This window comes from Sphingomonas sp. NBWT7 (assembly GCF_014217605.1).
Classification (GTDB): Bacteria; Pseudomonadota; Alphaproteobacteria; order Sphingomonadales; family Sphingomonadaceae; genus Sphingomonas.
This window is the reverse complement of record NZ_CP043639.1, coordinates 534,033-548,843: the sequence shown is the minus strand read 5'-3', so window position 1 is coordinate 548,843 and position 14,811 is coordinate 534,033. Positions and strand designations below refer to the sequence as shown.

The 14,811-nt window shown below is 66.5% G+C and carries 15 protein-coding genes, 1 tRNA gene and 1 other RNA gene; 6 read left to right on the top strand and 11 right to left on the bottom strand.

Annotated elements, in window-relative coordinates; translation table 11 throughout:
* Nucleotides 1-53: 53 nt before the first annotated feature.
* The 3 genes from lepA to pnuC all read right to left on the bottom strand — a co-directional run bounded on the left by lepA (nucleotide 54) and on the right by pnuC (nucleotide 3,052).
* Nucleotides 54-1,850: a translation elongation factor 4 gene (gene lepA / locus F1C10_RS02685; protein WP_185208569.1), complete on the bottom strand. Its 1,797-nt coding sequence runs from the start codon at nucleotides 1,848-1,850 to the stop codon at nucleotides 54-56.
* A gap of 117 nt (nucleotides 1,851-1,967) precedes the next feature.
* Nucleotides 1,968-2,486 (bottom strand): AAA family ATPase, encoded by a 519-nt coding sequence (locus F1C10_RS02680; RefSeq protein ID WP_185208567.1) that lies wholly within the window; start codon nucleotides 2,484-2,486, stop codon nucleotides 1,968-1,970.
* Entirely contained in the window at nucleotides 2,483-3,052 is a 570-nt protein-coding gene (gene pnuC / locus F1C10_RS02675) for a nicotinamide riboside transporter PnuC (protein ID WP_185208566.1), read from the bottom strand. Before pnuC ends, F1C10_RS02680 begins: the two co-directional genes overlap by 4 nt.
* Before the next feature lie 67 nt (nucleotides 3,053-3,119).
* Between pnuC and F1C10_RS02670 the strand changes: the two genes are divergently transcribed.
* The 5 genes from F1C10_RS02670 (at nucleotide 3,120) to mtgA (ending at nucleotide 8,705) form a co-directional block, all read left to right on the top strand.
* The gene (locus F1C10_RS02670) at nucleotides 3,120-4,421 is read left to right on the top strand and encodes an FAD-dependent oxidoreductase (protein ID WP_185208564.1); all 1,302 of its coding nucleotides are present in this window, start codon (nucleotides 3,120-3,122) and stop codon (nucleotides 4,419-4,421) included.
* 91 nt (nucleotides 4,422-4,512) lie between these two features.
* Nucleotides 4,513-4,589: transfer RNA gene (locus F1C10_RS02665), tRNA-Pro, on the top strand.
* A gap of 516 nt (nucleotides 4,590-5,105) precedes the next feature.
* Nucleotides 5,106-6,680: a hypothetical protein gene (locus tag F1C10_RS02660; protein ID WP_185208562.1), complete on the top strand. Its 1,575-nt coding sequence runs from the start codon at nucleotides 5,106-5,108 to the stop codon at nucleotides 6,678-6,680.
* Nucleotides 6,673-7,971, top strand: a complete 1,299-nt coding sequence (locus F1C10_RS02655) for a glycosyltransferase family 4 protein (RefSeq protein ID WP_185208560.1) — start codon at nucleotides 6,673-6,675, stop codon at nucleotides 7,969-7,971. The genes F1C10_RS02660 and F1C10_RS02655 overlap by 8 nt, the downstream gene beginning before the upstream one ends.
* Before the next feature lie 5 nt (nucleotides 7,972-7,976).
* Nucleotides 7,977-8,705, top strand: a complete 729-nt coding sequence (gene mtgA / locus F1C10_RS02650; RefSeq protein ID WP_185208558.1) for a monofunctional biosynthetic peptidoglycan transglycosylase — start codon at nucleotides 7,977-7,979, stop codon at nucleotides 8,703-8,705.
* Between the two features lie 33 nt (nucleotides 8,706-8,738).
* Here mtgA and F1C10_RS02645 read toward each other — a convergent pair whose 3' ends face one another.
* The 7 genes from F1C10_RS02645 to F1C10_RS02615 form a co-directional block, all read right to left on the bottom strand.
* Nucleotides 8,739-9,074, bottom strand: coding sequence for a YbaB/EbfC family nucleoid-associated protein (locus F1C10_RS02645; RefSeq protein WP_185208556.1), 336 nt, complete (start codon nucleotides 9,072-9,074; stop codon nucleotides 8,739-8,741).
* Nucleotides 9,071-10,714 carry a DNA polymerase III subunit gamma/tau gene (locus F1C10_RS02640; RefSeq protein ID WP_185208554.1) on the bottom strand — a complete coding sequence of 548 codons (1,644 nt, stop codon included), beginning with the start codon at nucleotides 10,712-10,714 and terminating at the stop codon, nucleotides 9,071-9,073. Before F1C10_RS02640 ends, F1C10_RS02645 begins: the two co-directional genes overlap by 4 nt.
* Nucleotides 10,715-10,923: 209 nt before the next feature.
* Nucleotides 10,924-11,021, bottom strand: an RNA gene (ffs, locus tag F1C10_RS02635) — signal recognition particle sRNA small type.
* A 50-nt stretch (nucleotides 11,022-11,071) separates the two neighbouring features.
* On the bottom strand, nucleotides 11,072-11,347 hold the full coding sequence (locus F1C10_RS02630) for a hypothetical protein (RefSeq protein ID WP_185208553.1): 276 nt from the start codon (nucleotides 11,345-11,347) through the stop codon (nucleotides 11,072-11,074).
* A gap of 70 nt (nucleotides 11,348-11,417) precedes the next feature.
* Nucleotides 11,418-11,723 carry a 2Fe-2S iron-sulfur cluster-binding protein gene (locus F1C10_RS02625; RefSeq protein WP_185208551.1) on the bottom strand — a complete coding sequence of 102 codons (306 nt, stop codon included), beginning with the start codon at nucleotides 11,721-11,723 and terminating at the stop codon, nucleotides 11,418-11,420.
* Nucleotides 11,720-12,802 carry a cysteine desulfurase family protein gene (locus tag F1C10_RS02620; RefSeq protein WP_185208549.1) on the bottom strand — a complete coding sequence of 361 codons (1,083 nt, stop codon included), beginning with the start codon at nucleotides 12,800-12,802 and terminating at the stop codon, nucleotides 11,720-11,722. The genes F1C10_RS02625 and F1C10_RS02620 overlap by 4 nt, the downstream gene beginning before the upstream one ends.
* The gene (locus F1C10_RS02615; RefSeq protein WP_185208547.1) at nucleotides 12,799-13,872 is read right to left on the bottom strand and encodes a cysteine desulfurase family protein; all 1,074 of its coding nucleotides are present in this window, start codon (nucleotides 13,870-13,872) and stop codon (nucleotides 12,799-12,801) included. The genes F1C10_RS02620 and F1C10_RS02615 overlap by 4 nt, the downstream gene beginning before the upstream one ends.
* Nucleotides 13,873-13,958: 86 nt before the next feature.
* On the opposite strand from F1C10_RS02615, the gene F1C10_RS02610 reads away from it, so the two are divergent.
* The gene (locus F1C10_RS02610; RefSeq protein WP_085809445.1) at nucleotides 13,959-14,615 is read left to right on the top strand and encodes an alpha/beta hydrolase; all 657 of its coding nucleotides are present in this window, start codon (nucleotides 13,959-13,961) and stop codon (nucleotides 14,613-14,615) included.
* Nucleotides 14,616-14,628: 13 nt separating this feature from the next.
* Here the strand turns inward: F1C10_RS02610 and F1C10_RS02605 are convergent, their stop codons facing one another.
* Nucleotides 14,629-14,808 (bottom strand): hypothetical protein, encoded by a 180-nt coding sequence (locus F1C10_RS02605; RefSeq protein WP_185208545.1) that lies wholly within the window; start codon nucleotides 14,806-14,808, stop codon nucleotides 14,629-14,631.
* Nucleotides 14,809-14,811: the final 3 nt, after the last annotated feature.

The following is a 14,811-nucleotide window of genomic DNA, read 5'->3' as shown; positions in this document are numbered from 1 at the left end:
CCGACGCGCAATCTGCTTGGCCATTCGCCTGCGGCTGAACGGCGCGGTTCGGCTTACGCGTCATCACCCATGCGAAGCGCGGCGATGAATGCTTCCTGCGGGATGCTGACCGAGCCGTACTCGCGCATCCGCTTCTTACCTTCCTTCTGCTTGTCGAGCAGCTTGCGCTTGCGGCTCGCGTCGCCGCCGTAGCATTTGGCGGTCACGTCCTTGCGCATCGCGGCGATCGTCTCGCGCGCGATCACCTTGCCGCCGATCGCCGCCTGAATCGGAATCTTGAACAGGTGCCGCGGGATCAGGTCCTTCAGCCGCTCGCACATGCCGCGCCCGCGCGTTTCCGCCGTCCCGCGGTGGACGATCATCGACAGCGCATCGACCAGCTCGTTGTTGACGAGGATGCTCATCTTGACGAGGTCGCCCTCGCGATAGCCGATCTGATGATAGTCGAAGCTGGCATAGCCGCGGCTGATGCTCTTCAGCCGGTCGTAGAAGTCAAACACCACTTCGTTGAGCGGCAGTTCGTACGTCGCCTGCGCGCGCCCGCCGACATAGGTCAGGTTCTTCTGGATGCCGCGGCGATCCTGGCACAGCTTCAGGATCGAGCCGAGATATTCGTCGGGGACGTAGATCGTCGCCTCGATCCACGGCTCGCTGATCAGCTCGATCTTGTTGGGGTCGGGCATGTCGGCGGGATTGTGCAGCTCGATCTGCCCGCCGCCGTGCGTCAAATCGATCTCGTACACCACGCTCGGCGCGGTGGTGATAAGGTCGAGATCATACTCGCGCGTCAGCCGCTCCTGAATGATCTCGAGGTGGAGCAGCCCTAGGAAGCCGCAGCGGAAGCCGAAGCCCAATGCCGCGCTGGTCTCCATCTCGAAGCTGAACGACGCATCGTTGAGGCGCAGCTTGCTGATCGATTCGCGCAGCTTCTCGAAGTCGTTCGCGTCGACCGGGAACAGCCCGCAGAACACCACCGGCTGCACTTCCTTGAACCCCGCCAGCGCTTCCGCTGCAGGCTTCTTGGTATCGGTCAGCGTATCGCCGACGCGCGCCTGCGCCACGTCCTTGATCTGCGCGGTGATGAAACCGATCTCGCCGGGGCCGAGGTCCGCCAGCTGCTCGATCTTGGGGCGGAAACAGCCGACGCGATCGACCAGATGCTGCGTCCCGGCCTGCATGAAGGTCACCTGCTGGCCCTTCTTCAGCATGCCGTCAACGACGCGCACCAGGATGACGACGCCCAGATACGGATCGTACCAGCTGTCGACCAGCATCGCCTTCAGCGGCGCGTTGGGATCGCCCTTCGGCGCCGGGATACGCTCGACGACCGCGTCGAGGATCTCGTCGATGCCGATCCCGGACTTGGCGCTCGCCAGCACCGCGCCGCTCGCGTCCAGCCCGATGACGTCCTCGATCTCGGCGCGCACCTTCTCGGGTTCGGCGGCGGGGAGATCGATCTTGTTGATGACGGGGACGATCTCGTGATCGTGCTCGATCGACTGATACACGTTGGCGAGCGTCTGCGCCTCCACGCCCTGTGCCGCATCGACGACGAGCAGCGCGCCCTCGCACGCTGCGAGGCTGCGGCTGACTTCATAGGCAAAGTCGACGTGCCCCGGCGTGTCCATCAGGTTAAGGACGTGGCCCTTCCACTCGAGGCGCACCGTCTGCGCCTTGATGGTGATCCCGCGTTCCTTCTCGATCTCCATGTTGTCGAGCACCTGCGCACTCATCTCGCGATCGGAGAGGCCGCCGGTACGCTGGATCAGCCGGTCGGCGAGCGTAGACTTGCCGTGATCGATGTGCGCGATGATGCTGAAGTTACGGATCTTGGAAAGCTCGGTGGCCACGAAATTCTACCAGCAAAAGGGGATCGTCGCGGCCGTTAGCACCGGATGCGCCCGATGCCAAAGGATGGCGCGGCCCAGCGCGCGTTCAACCGAAAGTACCGCCCGACAGCCGATCCATTAGGCCATATACGAACGGATCGCATCCAGCGCGGCGGCATAGCGCTGCGAACCTTGCCCGCTGATCGTCACCCAGCGCACCTGCCGGCGCTCGAGTTCGCGCCGGCACAGATCGAAGAAGCGATGGCGCGCAGCCGGGCTGCCGAACATCCGGGTGCCGTCCGCCTCCCACGGCAGATCGATGTCGAACAGCAGGTAGAGGTCTGCCGTGTTGGTCCAGCGATCGAACCATGGATCGCGCCGGCCGAACATCATCTCCGCCCACACCGCGGTCATCAGCGGATCGGTGTCGAGGATCACCGGCGGCGCATCCTTCGCCAGCGCGGCGCGAATCTTCAGATCATGCGCATGCCCGATCATCACCAGATCGGCCATCGACAGATCGGTGCCGTAGCGCTCGCAATAGGTCCGGCCGAACTCCGCGACACACTCGCTGTTGAAATGCCGCGCAAGCTGCGGGGCCAGCGTCGACTTGCCGGTCGATTCGGGGCCGTGCAGGCAGACCGACCGCGGCGTCATGCCAGCCGTTCCGCCCGCAACGCACGCTGCCAGTGGACGAGGCCGAGGATCGCGAGCGCTAAATAGATCAGATACAGTCCCGCAAACAGGTACAATCCCTTGGCGAGGTAGAGCGGGATCGAGGCAAGGTCCACCGCAATCCAGAGGTGCCAGTTCTCGAGCCGTCGCCGCGCCATCAGCAGCTGCGCGGCGACGCTCGCCGCCGCGATCGCCGCGTCCCACCACGGAAACGACGCGTCGGTGAGAGACCGCATCGCCCCGCCCCAGGCAAGCATCGCCGCGATGATCGCGATCGCCACCAGCGCGCGAGAGCGTCCGCCCAGCATCCCGACGCGAACCTCACCCGCCGCGCCTTTTGCGCGCAGCCATGCGCGCCAGCCATATAGATTGGCGGCGACGAAGAACGCCTGAAGCAGGGCGTCGCTATAAAGCCGCGCCTCGAACACGACGATGCCGAGCAGCGTGACCGACGCGATCCCGGTCGGAAACGTCCAGATATGTCGCCGCGCCGCCAGCCATACGCAGGCGATCCCCAGCAGGGTTGCAAGCCATTCGAGGTGCGACATGCCCCAGCAGATAACCGCGCTTGCCCCCGCGCGCCAACCCGCTAGCGTGACGGCAGGGAGAGCGAACATGCGTCACGTCGCCATCATCGGCTCGGGCCCGGCAGGCTATTATACCGCCGAGGCGTGCCAGAAGCAGTTCGGCGACGCCGTCCGCGTCGACATCATCGATCGGCTGCCCGTGCCCTACGGCCTGATCCGCACCGGCGTCGCGCCCGATCACCAGTCGATCAAGGCGGTCTCGCGCCGCTACGAGGCGACCGCGCTCAGCGACAACGTCCGTTTCGTCGGCAACGTCACCGTCGGCGCCGACGTGACGATCGACGAGCTACGCGGGCTCTACGACGCCGTCGTCCTAGCGACAGGCGCGCCGGCCGACCGGCCGCTCGGTATCCCGGGTGACGACCTGCCCGGCGTGATCGGCTCCGCCGCGTTCGTCGGCTGGTACAACGGCCACCCCGACTTCGCGAACCTCGACCCGCCGCTCGCCGGCCCGCACGCAGTGGTCGTCGGCGCCGGCAATGTCGCGCTCGACGTCGCGCGCATCCTTGCCAAGACGCAAGGCGAGTTCGCCGGGTCGGACATCGTCGGCCATGCGTTCGACGCGCTTGGAACCCATCGGATCACCTCGGTCACGATCGTCGCGCGCCGCGGCCCGCACGAGATCGCGATGACGCCCAAGGAGCTCGGCGAACTCGCGCATCTCGGCCGCGCCGCGCCGCGCGTCGATCCGGCGGACCTGCCACCCGCCGAAGCCGACGAAAAGCTCGATCCCGGGATGCGCAAGTCGGTCGCGCACCTGCGCAGCTTCGCGGCGACGGGCGCGAGCGCCAAGCCGGTTGCGATCTCGTTCGACTTCTTCGCCATGCCGACGGCGATCGAGGGCGACGGCCGCGTGGAGCGGATGACGGTCGAGCGAACGATGCTCGACGCCGAAGGCCGCGCCGTTGGCAGCGGCGAGTTCTACACCATCCCCGCCGATCTCGTCGTCAGCTGCATCGGCTATCGTACCCCGCCGATCGACGGTGTGCCTTACGATCAGAGGCTCGGCCGCTTCGCCAATGTCGACGGGCGCATCGACGATGGCCTCTACGCCGTGGGATGGGCACGCCGCGGGCCGACCGGCACGATCGGGACGAACCGGCCCGACGGGTTCATGATCGCCGAGCGGATCGCCGGCGAGACCATCGACGACAGCGGCAAGGCCGGTCGCGACGGTCTCGACGCCTTGTTCGTGGCGCGCGGCACCGACGTCGTCACCTTCCGCGACTGGAAGCGCATCGAGGAGGCCGAAATCGCCGCCGCGCGCGATGGCTCCCCACGTGAAAAATTCACTGCGATCGACGCAATGCTTGCCGCGCGGGCGCTGTGAAACGGGCGATCGAATCCGCGCTTGCGGCAGCAAATTTGGCTGCTATACACCGCGACCTGCCGCCGGCCGAAGTGCCGGACGGTCCCCTGGTCGGGGGATAGCTCAGCCTGGTAGAGCACCACGTTCGGGACGTGGGGGCCGGAGGTTCGAATCCTCTTTCCCCGACCATTAATTCCTATCTTGATGCTGCACCGTCCGGCCGATCGCCGCCGTTGACAAGCGCCGCCTCTGCGTCTGTTTACTGTCGTCTCGTTCAGCGGGATAAGCGTTTCGATGGTTGCCGATCCAGTATTGTCGCACGGCACCATCGTCGGCCATGTCGAGAAGCTCGGAGAGATCTTCGGCGCCGAAGGCTGGGTGCTCGACCAGGACGATCCCGCGCGCAAGCTGACGCTGGAGCTACGCGCGGGCGATGCCGTTATCGCAGTCACGACCAACGGTATCGATCGTCCCGACGTAGCGCGCGATCGCGGTGTTGAGGCTCGTCCGGGCTTCCGCTTCGACGCTGCGGTGCGCGACCAGATCGTGCAGGTTGCGGAAAGCGGGGGCGATGCCGAACTATCCGTTTGGGTGCGCGACACGAACCAGCTCCTTCAGTCCTCATCCCCGCCGCGATCGCTTTGCGCCGTTCGGCGCAACGCCGCTACCAGCCGCGTCGCGACGATCGATGCGCTGTTCGAACGCTTGTCATTTCTGGCGGAGCAGGCCGGGCTCGCGCATGATCTCGCGCGACAATGGGCGACGCAGCGCGCGACCGGGTTTATCGAGACGATCTGCGTCGAGGATCCGGAACTGGTCTGGGTCACCGGCTGGATGGTCGACGACGGGGTAGTTGATCGACCGGTCGTTATCCTTGACGACGGGGCGTTCGATGGCAGCTTTGCCTACGCACTCGCACCGCGCGACGACTTGCCGAGCGGATGCCTCGCGTTCGCAGGCATCGTCCATTCGGGATGGCGTCCACAAGCCGGTCCGCCGTTTCGAATGTTCATGGCGGATGGTAGCGCGCGTATCCTTGAATCGCTCGATCCGACGCGTCTGGTCACCAAAACGGCAATCGCGCCGTCGATACGCGATATTCTCAACAAGTCTGCCGGGCCGATGCGCGGCCGCCTTCAGGAACTTTTCCACGAGGGTGGCGCATGGTTCGAGGACCCCGCCCCCGCCAGCCCGGAGCGCATTCAGATCGACGAAGCCGCCGTCCTGCCCGGCTTCGGCGTATTTGTGAACGGTTGGGTGCTCAGTACGCGCAAGGAGGCTCGGTCCTTCATGCTAAAGGCTGGCACCACGGTGGTGGGCGCAGAAGACGGTAGTGTGGTTCGCTACCCACGCCCAGATATCGCAGCGCTGAAGCGCGACATCGATCAGTCGCTCGTCCCCTCCGGATTTATCGCACTCTTTCGCGGCACCTTCGACGATGCTGCGATCGACGGGGTGATGGTCAAGGCGACGTGGAACGACGGCAAGGGCACCGCCGCCGCGATCCCGCCAGGGGCCGTGCGGGTGATCGGCCGCACAGCCCCGATAGATATCGTCGAACGCTTCTACCCTGCGATCGAAGCAGAACGCTTCTTCCCGGTCTTCGCGCACCATGCGGCCGTGATGTCCCGTGCCCGCAGACGAAACGTAACGGCACACGTCGTCGCGCCGGTCGGGCACGCGCTGATTCTTGCCGTTCCGTCCTCGCCGTCCGATTTCATGCTTCTCGTCGATGATATCATGCGCAACGCGTGGCGACTGCCCGAAACGACGGGTATCGTCCTGATCGCCGGCACTGCGCTGCAGCGATCGCTGACGCTTTCGCTATTTGCCGATGTACAGCGGCATAGCGGTCGTCGGTGCAGCCTGTTCTTCTCACCGCTATGCGATCCGACATCCGACGCGATCGATCCCATAACGACGGCTTTGGAACTCGACAGCTTCGCATTCGTCAGCGGACATGTGCGACTGACCGAACGCGGTTGGTCGGCGGTCGGCACTGCACCGCGCGATGTCTCGTTTCTCGCCATCGATGATCCCGCCGATACGACCTTGGCCCCCGTGATATCGACTGACGCCTGCCTCGCCACCCGCGACTGGTGGCAGGCCGACGTCGCCGGGAGAACGCACCGTTCCAACGGCAATGACGGTACGCAGGTCTCGCAGGATCGCGGCGAACAACGCGCAATCATAACGCAGGCCGCGCTATCGCTCGGTCAACCCCGCATTTCGAGACTTGCCGCGCGTATCGATCAGGCATTGGAGATCGCGGGTGGCTGATGTCGATCCGTCGCCGGCAGCCGGCGCCCTGACCGATCGACGCATCGCGATCCTCAGTCATACGCACCCCTCATTGTCGAAGGGCGGAGCGGAGATCGCCGCGCGAACATTGTTCCGCGGCCTGCGCGCAAGCGGCGTCGATGCGATCCTGATCAGCGCGTGCGATGAAGCGGCATTGGATCGGCTCGATCTCGATCCCTATGAATTTGCCCTTCCTTATCGCTCGACGCTCTACGACCATTTCTATCACCTCTCCTCGATCGACGTGCGACGATCGCTTATCGCGCTGCTGCAGCGCGAGCGGGTTGCGCTGCTCAATGCGCATCACTTTCTCAACGTGGGCAGCGAGATCTTTCGAGACGTAACCGATGTCGGCATTCCCGTTGTTTTCACGATCCACGAATTTCTCGCGATCTGTCACAATCACGGACAGTTGATTAAGCGTCACACCAACGCACTTTGCGACGGGCCGACGCCGGGCGCCTGCCGCGCCTGCTATCCCGAACATAGCCGCCAGCAGTTCGCGGTCCGTCAGCAGCATTTCGCGGCCGCGCTGGCGCCGGTTGCCGCATTCGTTTCGCCGAGCCATTTCCTCGCCGACACGATGGTTCGAAACGGACTGCCTGCTGACCGCGTGCACGTCATTGAAAACGGTATCGAACAGGGCCGCGCCTCGCCCACACGATCCGTTTCGCGCAGACGGATCTGGACCTTCAGCTATTTCGGCCAGATCAATCCCTTCAAGGGTATGGACGTGCTGCTCGATGCATGTGCGATCATTGCGCGTGACGAGGCACTTTGCGCTCAAATCCGCATCGTCGTTCATGGCAATATGATCGGACAATCGCCCGCTTTTATCGAGCGTTTCGACGCGGCGTGCGAGCGTTATCCGTTCCTGCGCTACGCCGGAGCCTACGATAACGGCAGCGTCGCCGACCTGATGGCGGCGTGCGACTATGTCGTCTTCCCGAGTACGTGGTGGGAGAATTCGCCTGTTGTCATCCAAGAGGCGTTCCAGGCGCGCCGCCCGGTCCTTTGCACGGGTATCGGCGGCATGGCGGAGAAGGTCACCGATCGGGTCAACGGCCTGCACTTCCTGCGCGGCGATCCGGCCGATCTCGCGGATCGCATTGCCGAGGCATCAGATCTCGAACTCTACGGTCATTTGCAGCAGGCCATTCCGCCCGTCCTTTCACCGACGCAGATGGCAGAGCGCTACCTCGCAATCTTCGAGGACGTATCGAAGGCGGGCGCACCTGGGCTGCTCGCTTATGTCCCCGATCGGATCTGACGTCGATGGCCGGCAGTTCGGTGCGCGATGATCGGCGCAGGCGCAGCGGGCCGGGCCTAGGCGCACGCCTCGTTCGTATCGTCGCCAAGATCGCGGTTGCCTTCGTCGTGCTATCGCTGCTGTGGGTCGTCGCGCTGCGCTTCGTTCCGCCGCCGTTCACCTTTACCATGCTGGGTGACCTGATCTCCGGCCACTCGATCACCAAGGAGTGGCGCCCGCTCGACGAGATCGACTCCGATATGCCGCGCGCCGCGATCGCCGGGGAGGACGCGCGCTTCTGCAGCCACAACGGCTTCGATTTCCGCGCGATCGCCGGTGCCGCCTATCGCAATGCCAAGGGCGGGCGGATTCGCGGCGGATCGACGATCAGCCAGCAGACGGCGAAGAACGTCTTCCTGTTTCAGGGCGGCGGCTACGCGCGCAAGGCGTTCGAGGCGTGGTTCACGTTCCTGATCGAGACGATCTGGGGCAAGCGCCGGATCATGGAAGTCTATCTCAACGTCGCCGAGACCGGGATCGGCACCTACGGCGTCGAGGCAGGAGCGATCCGCTATTTCAATCACTCGGCCGATCGGCTGACCGCCACCGAAGCGGCGCGCATCGCCGCGGTGTTGCCGCTGCCCAAGAAGCGCGCGGCAATCGCACCGCACGGCTTCGTCCGACGCCATGGCAACACACTGGCGCGCTACGTCGGCACCGTTCGGCGCGAGGGGCTCGACGCCTGCCTGCGGTGACCGCAGGCCGCCGAGCCCGTTGGCCGCGGTCGATCAGAACGGCAGCTTGAAGCCCGGCGGCAGCGGCAGTCCGCTCGTCATCTTTGCCATCTCTTGCGACGACACAGCGTCCGCCTTCGCGCGCGCGTCGTTGAATGCCGCCGCGACGAGATCCTCGAGCATCTGCTTCTCGGCCGGCACGATCAGCGAATCGTCGATCGCCACCGACAGGATGCGGCCCTTCGCGGTCGCCTTGATCTTGACGAGCCCGCCACCGGCCGCGCCTTCGACCTCGATCTGATCGAGCGTCACCTGCGCCTGATCCATCTGCTTCTGCACGTTCTCCGCCGCACTCTGCGCGGCCGCGAGCAGTTCGTTGATATCCTTCACGCGTTGTTCCTTTTCTGCGGCCAGTCGATCAGTTCGGCCTCGGGGAATGCTTCAAACGCCGCCTTGACCAACGGCGATGCCAGGATTGCCTGACGCTCCGCCTCCGCGGCCTGATCGGCGATTTCCTTCAACGTCTGCTCGCCCGGAGCGTCGATCATCGACAGCTTCCAGGCCGTGCCCGTGATCGCGCGCAGCGCAAGCGTCGTGTCGTTCAGTGTATCCGCCGCGATCGGACGCGAGCCGCTGAAGACAATCTCGGGCGGCGCGTAGCGCACCACGCGCGCGCCATGGGCGAGCCGCACGGCGAGCAGATGGTGACCCCCCGCCTCCAGCCGCTCGACCATGGCAGCGAAGCTGGCAGGCAGCGCGTCCTGCGCCGAAAATTCCTCGCGCGTCGGTGATGCGGGCGCAGCCGGTAGCGCCGCGGTCGGCGCTGCCGCCTCACGCGGCGCGCGCATCAACTCGGCCGGATCGGGCAGGCTGCGCGCGTGGACGAGGCGCAGCAGCGCCATTTCCGCCGTCTCGATCGGCAGCGCGGCGCGCGCGACCTCGTCGTGTCCCTTGAGCAGCAGCTGCCACAAGCGATGCAGCAGCGGGAAGGAGAGCTTGCCCGCCCAGTCGTGGAACGCCGCGCGCTCCTCCGCCGGCTGCGCCGGATCGTCCATGGCGCCGACCTTGACCAGCGTGACGCCATGCACCGCCTCGAGCAAGGCGCGCAGCACGCCCTGCGGGTCGACGCCGAAATCATATTGCCGGCGCAGCGCAGCGAGCGCACCCGGTGCGTCGCCGGCAAGCAGCAAGCCGAGCAGATCGCGCACCGCGCCGCGATCGGACAGTCCGAGCATCTCGCGCACCGCCGCGGCGGTGACGCCGCCGCCCTCGAGATCGGCATGCGCGATCGCCTGATCGAGGATCGACAGTCCATCACGCGCCGAGCCCTCAGCCGCGCGCGCGATCAGCGCCAGCGCCTCCGGCTCGGCCGACACGGTCTCCTTCGCGCTGACGGCGGCGAAATGCTCGGCCAGCTTCTCGGCGGGAATGCGCCGCAGGTCGAAGCGCTGGCAGCGCGACAAGACGGTGACGGGAACCTTGTTCACCTCGGTCGTGGCAAAAAGAAACTTCACGTGCCCCGGCGGCTCCTCCAGCGTCTTCAGTAGGCCGTTGAACGCCGCCTTCGACAGCATGTGGACTTCGTCGATGATGTAGACTTTGTACCGCGCCGAGACCGCGGCGTAGCGCGATGCCTCGATGATCTCGCGGATGTCGTCGATGCCGGTGTGGCTTGCGGCATCCATCTCGATCACGTCGATGTGCCGACCCTCGGCAATCGCACGGCACGGCTCGCAGACGCCGCACGGATCGATCGTCGGCCCGCCCTGCCCATCCGGCCCGACGCAATTCAGCGCCTTGGCGATGAGGCGCGCGGTCGACGTCTTGCCGACGCCGCGAACGCCGGTCAGCAGGAACGCGTGCGCGATACGGTCGCGCTTGATCGCGTTTTCCAGAGTGCGAACCATCGCTTCCTGGCCGATCAGCGCCTGGAACGTCTGCGGCCGATACTTGCGCGCGAGCACGCGATACGCCTCGCCGCCACGCGGCGGCGGCGCGGGCTCGTCAAGGCCGAGAAGCGTGTCGGTCATGCCCGGATCAACGAAGCGGCGAGAAGATAACGGTTACGCACCGGTGCAACATAGGCGCAGGACACCGCCAAGTCAGCGGGGGATTTCGGCGGAAACGTGCCGGCGGTCTCGCCACCCGCGCCGCATGCCGTCGCAATCGATCGAGGAAGCGAAGAACGGCTCACACGGCGCTTATCAGACCGGCGCATAGCTTAGGCCAACGTGAGCGGCGCGGTGGGAGCCGGAACGACCCGCGGCGAAATCGTTGTGGCTGCTTCCTTCCGGATCTGACCAGGTTGGCGACGACCACGTCCGCCCGACTCCCGCGCGGCCATATGGCCGAGCGCGGGGCGGGGTTCAAGAGGGTCGACGTGCGGCCTAACGCCGCACGGTGAAGCAGCGCCGCACGGGGCCGTAATAACCGCGCACGACACGGCAGACGACGCGCTGCCGCGGCCGGTAGCGATAGCGATGACCGCGACTGCCACGCCAATGGCGGCGATCCCCGCGCCAATGTCGGCGATCGCCCCGCCAGCCACGATCGCCACGCCAGTCACGATCGTCATGCCAGCCACGGCGCTGCGCATCGGCGGGAACGGGGGTCAGCGCGCTGGCGGCGAGCAGGCCAGCGGCGGTGAGAGCGATCAGCTTCATCTCGTTACTCCTTCACACGTTCGCACGTTGCGGGGGCTAAACCCTTCAAGATGAACGCCACCTGTGCCCTTTAACCGGGCACCGTCACGCGCAGACCGTCGAGCATTTCGTCGAGGATGATCTGGCACGACAGTCGGCTATATCGCGTCGCCCCGTGCGCCAGGTCGAGCATGTCCTCTTCCTCCTCGCGCGCTGGCGGCAACCGCGCGAAATCCTCGGCATCGACGATGACGTGGCAGGTGGCGCAGGCAAGATCACCCTCGCACGTGCCCTCCAGCGGCAGCCCGTGCCGCTGGCCAACCCGCAGCAGGCGCTCGCCCGGCGCGCCGTCGGCGATCACGTCTTCCGCGCCGCCTTGCCGGAACACGATCTTCATCGCCCGACCTGATGATCCGCCGCATCGACGATCTGGTCGAGCCCGGCGCGCAACTCCGCTTCGCTGGTATAGCGGCCGAACCCGAGCCGGATCGAGGCGCGCGCCTCGGCATCGAGCAGGCCGATCGCCTTCAGAACATGGCTCGGCCGCCCCGATCCGCTGGCACAGGCCGATCCGGCCGAGAAGGCAATCTCGCGGCAATCACTCATCAATCGGTTCACGTCGAGCCGCGCGCGCCGCACGTTGACGTTTCCGTGGTAGCGGTGCTCTGCCGATCCGTTGAGCGTCCAGCCGTGCAGCCGCTCGGTCGCGATATCCCATAACCGCCCAACATGCGCCCGGTCCGCGTCCTGTCGTTCGGCCATCAGCCGCGCGGCGACGCCGAACCCGACGCACAGCGCCGGGCTCAGCGTACCCGAGCGCCCGTCCTCCTGGTCGCCGCCGTGCAGCAGCGGCGCGAGCGTCACGCCGTCGCGGATCCACAAAGCGCCGATCCCCTTGGGTCCGTGGATCTTGTGCGCCGACACCGCGATCAGGTCGCATTGCTCGGGAATCGGCACGCGGCCGAAACCCTGCACCGCATCGCACAACACCAGCGCGCCGACCGACCGCGCGCGGCTGGCGAGTTCGCGGATCGGCTGCGTCACGCCAATCTCGTTGTTGACCAGCATCGCGGCGAGCAGGCCTGCCCCCTGCCCCAGCACGCGTCGCGCCACCCACAAGTCGAGTCGACCGTCGGGGCGCACCGGCAGCACCGTTACCTCGCGCCCGGCGGCGCCCTCGGCACGCAGCGTGTCGATCACCGCGGCATGTTCGCTCGCGATCGACACGATCGACCCGCGCGTTCCCTTGATCGCCCAGTTGAGCGCCTCGGTCGCGCCGCTGGTGAAGACGACTCGTCCCCCGGGGGGAAGCAGCGCCGCCACCTGGTCTCGCGCCACCTCGATCGCAGCCTTGGCCGCACGGCCGATGCGGCTCGGCGAGTGCGGATTGGCGAAATGGTCGCGCAACCACGGCACCATCGCGTCGAACGCCTCGGGCGCGAGCGGCGTCGTCGCCTGGTAATCGAGGTAGATCATGCGGCGAGCGATCGGACGGCACGCGCCATGTCGCGCCACGCGACGATGAAGCGGTCGACGTCGGCGGCGCTCGTCGTGCGGCCCAAGCTCACCCGGATGACCTCGCGCGTCGCCTCCTCGCTCCACCCCATCGCGCGCAGCACATGGCTCGGCTTCAGACTGCCGCTCGCGCACGCGCTGCCGGCCGATACTGCGATCCCTGCGAGGTCGAGCCGGATGAGCTGCGCGCTCGCCGGCGTACCCGGAAGGCGGTAGCTGGCGATCGCCGGGTGACGCGGGGAGCCATCGGCGACCACGCTGCCGCCCGACCGCCGGATCGCGTCGTCGAGCCGCGCGCGCAAGTCGGCATGATCAGGTTCGAGCTCGGCGAGCGCGGCGGCATAGCCGAGCGTGGCGGGGAGATTCTCGGTACCCGGCCGATAACCGCGTTCCTGCCCGCCGGTCGGGTGCAGCGTAGCAAGATCGCGCACCAGCAACGCGCCGATCCCCGGCGGCCCGCCGCGCTTGTGGGCCGAGAGTGCGACGAAGTCGGCATGGTCCGCCAGTTCCGCCGACGAAGGCATCTGCGCCGCGTCGACCAGCAGCAGGCCGCCTGCGGCATGAACGATGCGCGCGATCGCAGCGATCGGCTGGCGCACACCGGTCTCGCTGTTGCACCACTGCACGCAGACGAGCGTTCGCGCACCGGCCTGCGCGGTGAGCGCCGCCTCGAGCGACGCGCAATCAACGATTCCGTCCGCCCCAACCGGCACCGTCGCCGCCGCGTCGCTCGCGGCTCGGATCGCAGCATCGTGCTCGACCGCCGACACGAGTTGCCGCGTCACGATCGCGCGGCCCAGCGCAATCGCAAGCGATTCGCTCGCCCCGCTCGTCAGCAGCACCTCGTGCTCCCAGCCATAGGCTCTACCGATCGCCGCACGCGCCTGTTCGAGCGCCGCACGTGCTGCACGGCCCTCCTGGTGCGGCGACGACGGGTTCGCCCACAGATCGATGCCGTGCGCCATCGCGGCACGTGCCGCGGCGGTCATCGGCGTGGTCGCGGCATGATCGAGATAGAGCCGGTCGGGCAAAAGTCGTTCCCTAAACGAAAGCCCGTCCTATATAGTCCCGCAGTTCCCGCGCCACATCCGGCGTGCGCAAAACGACAAGAGTATCGATGCCCGAAGTGATCTTTCCCGGCCCCGAAGGCCGTCTCGAAGGGCGTTTCGCCCCCGCCCCGAAGCCACGCGCGCCGGTCGCGATGATCCTTCATCCGCACCCGACGGCGGGCGGCACGATGAACAATCATATCGTCCAGGCGCTCTACAAGACCTTCCAGCGCCGCGGCTTCGCCACCTTGCGCTTCAACTTCCGCGGCGTGGGCAAAAGCCAGGGCACGTTCGACAACGGCGTCGGCGAACTCTCCGACGCGGCGAGCGCGCTCGACTGGGTACAGAGCTTCCACCCCGAAGCATCGACGACGTGGATCGCCGGCTTCAGCTTCGGCGCTTGGATCGGGATGCAGCTGTTGATGCGCCGCCCCGAGATCCGCGGCTTCATCTCGGTCGCGCCGCCCGCCAACCTCTACGACTTCACCTTTCTCGCGCCCTGCCCCTCGTCGGGCATCATCATTCAGGGCGCCGAGGACGAGGTGGCGACGCCGCCCGCGACACAGAAGCTGGTCGACAAGCTGCGCACGCAGAAGCACATTACCATCCATCACGACACGATCCCGCGCGCGAACCATTTCTTCGAGCACGAGATGGACGACCTGATGAAGTCGGTGGATAATTACCTCGACATGCGGCTCGACCCGAACTCGCCGATCCGCTGACGCCTACGCCGGTTCACAGGTTCCAGATGGCGACGTTGCCAACAAGCACCGTCGCCATCACGATCAGCAGCCAGCCCTTCCGCGCATCACGCCGCGACACGATCATCCAGCCGCCGCCGATCGCGCAGGCGAAGGCGGCGATCATCGCGATCGCGGGGGCGGCGGCGGCGATGCCGGTGTAAGCGTCGTTCATGGC

Bases quoted from the DNA above. Each gene is read 5' to 3' on its own strand.
- F1C10_RS02680 (WP_185208567.1), bottom strand. From the start codon at position 2,486: ATGACGCCGCGGTCGGTCTGCCTGCACGGCCCCGAATCGACCGGCAAG.
- pnuC (WP_185208566.1), bottom strand. From the start codon at position 3,052: ATGTCGCACCTCGAATGGCTTGCAACCCTGCTGGGGATCGCCTGCGTA.
- F1C10_RS02670 (WP_185208564.1), top strand. From the start codon at position 3,120: ATGCGTCACGTCGCCATCATCGGCTCGGGCCCGGCAGGCTATTATACC.
- mtgA (WP_185208558.1), top strand. From the start codon at position 7,977: ATGGCCGGCAGTTCGGTGCGCGATGATCGGCGCAGGCGCAGCGGGCCG.
- F1C10_RS02640 (WP_185208554.1), bottom strand. From the start codon at position 10,714: ATGACCGACACGCTTCTCGGCCTTGACGAGCCCGCGCCGCCGCCGCGT.
- F1C10_RS02630 (WP_185208553.1), bottom strand. From the start codon at position 11,347: ATGAAGCTGATCGCTCTCACCGCCGCTGGCCTGCTCGCCGCCAGCGCG.
- F1C10_RS02625 (WP_185208551.1), bottom strand. From the start codon at position 11,723: ATGAAGATCGTGTTCCGGCAAGGCGGCGCGGAAGACGTGATCGCCGAC.
- F1C10_RS02620 (WP_185208549.1), bottom strand. From the start codon at position 12,802: ATGATCTACCTCGATTACCAGGCGACGACGCCGCTCGCGCCCGAGGCG.
- F1C10_RS02610 (WP_085809445.1), top strand. From the start codon at position 13,959: ATGCCCGAAGTGATCTTTCCCGGCCCCGAAGGCCGTCTCGAAGGGCGT.
- F1C10_RS02605 (WP_185208545.1), bottom strand. From the start codon at position 14,808: ATGAACGACGCTTACACCGGCATCGCCGCCGCCGCCCCCGCGATCGCG.